The 2,997-nt window shown below is 69.0% G+C and carries 2 protein-coding genes; one reads left to right on the plus strand and one right to left on the minus strand.

Annotation, left to right across the window (positions count from 1 at the left end):
- Positions 1 to 1,285: hypothetical protein (locus U9980_RS06655; RefSeq protein ID WP_322767131.1), on the plus strand; the 1,285-nt coding region annotated here is incomplete at its 5' end.
- A gap of 39 nt (positions 1,286 to 1,324) precedes the next feature.
- Here the strand turns inward: U9980_RS06655 and U9980_RS06660 are convergent.
- The coding region (locus U9980_RS06660; RefSeq protein WP_322767132.1) for a hypothetical protein at positions 1,325 to 2,997 on the minus strand (1,673 nt) is incomplete at its 5' end.

Below are 2,997 nucleotides of genomic sequence, written 5' to 3' on the forward strand. Positions count from 1 at the left end.
GGCCGGTCCGGATGCCGGTCCGGATGCCGGTCCGGATGCGGCTGCGCTTTTCGTCCGCGCAGCGCTCGGCTACGGCGGGGTCCTGCCGGCGGCGGTTAGCCCGAACGCGCAGGCACGGGCGCTTCTCACCGAAGCGCTGGAGCGACTCGGTGCCGCTGACAGCGCCCCGCGCGCCAGGGTGCTCGGACGGCTGGCTCACTGGGCCCACTACGAGCGGCCCTATTCCGAGCGGGTGGCCATCTGCGACGAGGCGGAGACGATCGCCCGTCGGTTGGATGACCGGGCGACCGTCGCCGCCGTCCTGTACCACCGTTGCTGGGCCCTGGACGGCCCGCGCGACGTTGACGACCAGCTCGCCGCGGCCGCCGAGATCCTGCGGCTCGGCGAGGAGCTTTGTGATCATGAACTACTGCTCGAGGGATTGCGGGTCAGACTCACCGCGCGCTTCCGGCGGGGCGACTTCGAGCTGGCCACAGACACCGCCGCCACTCTCGCGGGCCTCGCCCGGGAACTGCGTCATCCCGAGTTTCTGCGGATGGCGACCATGTGGGACGTTGTCGTCGCCGCGCTTGAAGGCCGTTACGCGCATGCACAGGCCGACTCCGACGAGCTGCGCGCCCGGCTTCACCAGATCGGCCATCCCCAGACCGAACTGATCGCCATCGGCCAGGCGATTCCGACGATGTGGCTGCGCGGTGGCCTGGGCGATACCGCGGGGCACATCGACGACATCGCCGCCCGGCGGCCGGAGATGCGAATCTGGCCGGCGCTCAAGGCGTGGGTCGAGGCCGAGCGGGGCGCCGACGAGGAGGTCAGAAACATCCTCGGCGCCATCTCACCGACCGCCCCGGCCGCGCTCGACGAGAACTACCTGTGGTGGGGGACGATCGTCGCGCTCACCCGCGCGGCCGTCTCGGTCGGCGACCAAGCCTGGGCACAGGCCCTCTACGACCTCGCGCTGCCCTTCGTCGGTCACAACGCCACCATCGGTCTGGCGGGCTTCCTCGGTGCGGTGGCCCACCATCTCGGTGTGCTCGCGGGCACGCTCGGACGGTGGGACGCCGCCTGCGCACACCTTGAGACAGCGCTTGAACGCCATCACACCATGTCAGCCCGACCGTTCGTCGCACTGACGCAGGTGGAGTACGCGGGCATTCTGGTCTCCCGCAACGCCCCCGGCGACCGGGAACGCGCCCGCGACCTGCGTGCGGCCGCACTCACGACAGCTGACGATCTTGGACTCGAAACGGTCCGGACGATCGCCGCACGGATGACCCTCGACTGATCACCGGCCGGGCATCACTGGCCGGGCATCACCGGGTGATCAGAGCGCGGCGGTGGGCTCGAGGTGGCTCAGAATGAGGGGGTAGACGTCGCGGTCGGCATCCTGACCGATGATCGCGTCAAGGTGGGCGTAACCGGGTAGCAGGCTACGGCTGTACAGGCCGGGGCCGTTGGCCTCGCGAAGCCAGTGCATGGTCCGCGCGCTTCCATCCGGCAGAAAGATGTAGTTGTCCGTTCCCTGCAGGAAGCGGATGGGCAGCCGCAGGAACTCCGCGCTCGTGGTGTAGACGTCCTGGCCACGGTCATCGACAGCCCTGCTCCCCCGCATCATCAACGCCAGGTGCCGTAACGCGGTGAGGTTACCGACACCGAACATGTCGTTGAGCGCCTCATGGGTCGCCTGGTTCAGTCGCGCGTGGCGATGGGTGCAGCCGTAGATGGCGTTGATCCAACGGCACAGCGCCTGACCGCATCGTTCGGAACCGGCCATCGGCAGCGCCCGCAATGTCAGGTCGACCGCGACGGCGGGCGGGGTGAACCGCCCCGGCCGAACAAGGCTCAGGCCGACACCGCCCAGTAGCTCCCCGACCCGCGCCGCGGCCTTGAACCGGTTCAGCGGCGAGGTGACCGGATGCAGCGGGAACTGCGCGCAGACCGCCGAGCGGACCCCGGGTAGTTTGCCCGCCGCCAGCGCCATCAGCAGTGACGCCGAACCCACGCAGTGCCCGTAGGCCTGCACGCTCGGCGCCGCGGTGACGCGCCGGACCTCGTCGACAGCGGTCGGCCAGTCCTGCGTGGCGATGACGTCGATGCTGAACTGACCCGCCGAGGAGGGCAGCTCGATGGATGCGCGGTAGTCGAACAACCACACGTCGTACTGCTGCTCGACGAGGAACTCGGTCAGGTTGGTGCGGATCGTGTCCGCCAGAAACGCCGACGTCGACATGCCGAATCCGGAGGCCAGCAGGACCGGCCCCTTGGTCCCGCCCTGGTACCGGATGAGCCGCAGCCAGCCGTCCATCCCCACCTCGGTTCCCTCATGCCAACGGCCGCCCGCACCGCACCACCGAACCTCGGGAACCGGCAGGCGTAGCTGCCGGCGCGACGGCCGCCCCGCAAGACGACTGGGCGCGGCGGGGAATCGGCGGGCCTCGTCCAGCGGGCCACCGTAGATCCGCAGCAGGTATCCGGCAAGCAGCTTGACGACCGCCAGTTCATAGGACCGGCGGCGGCCGGCGGGAACGCCCAGCACCTCAACCGCCCGCAGATTCCGGACGAAGTCCGCGAACGCGATATGCGCAATGCCCACGCCGAGTGTCCCAGCGGTGACCGATCCCACGGTGAAGTAAAGGGTTGTCGCATCCGACCACGCATCGAAACCAGGGCGGTCGTGCAGAACCTTGAAGCCGTCGAGAACGTAGCCATCACCGTCAGCTGCGACCAGTGACAGCCGATAACGAACGTGCCAGGTCTCGACCTGGGTGACAACGGGTTCGAACAGCACGACTTCGCCGCCGACAATCGTCAGCGGATCTGCGGACAGCACCGGGATCCGCACGCTGCCCGACGGGCGCCCCGGCGTGGCCTGGTCATGAACAAGCGCGTCGGCGTCCTCGAAGTCAGCCGTGAGGACTATCTCGACCGATGTTCGCCCGGACCGCCCGAGAAGATCCTTGGAGCCCGCGAGCGCGTCGACGAAACCGTGATCGGCCG

The sequence above is a fragment of the Protofrankia sp. Cr1 genome (assembly GCF_963555865.1).
Classification (GTDB): Bacteria; Actinomycetota; Actinomycetes; order Frankiales; family Frankiaceae; genus Protofrankia.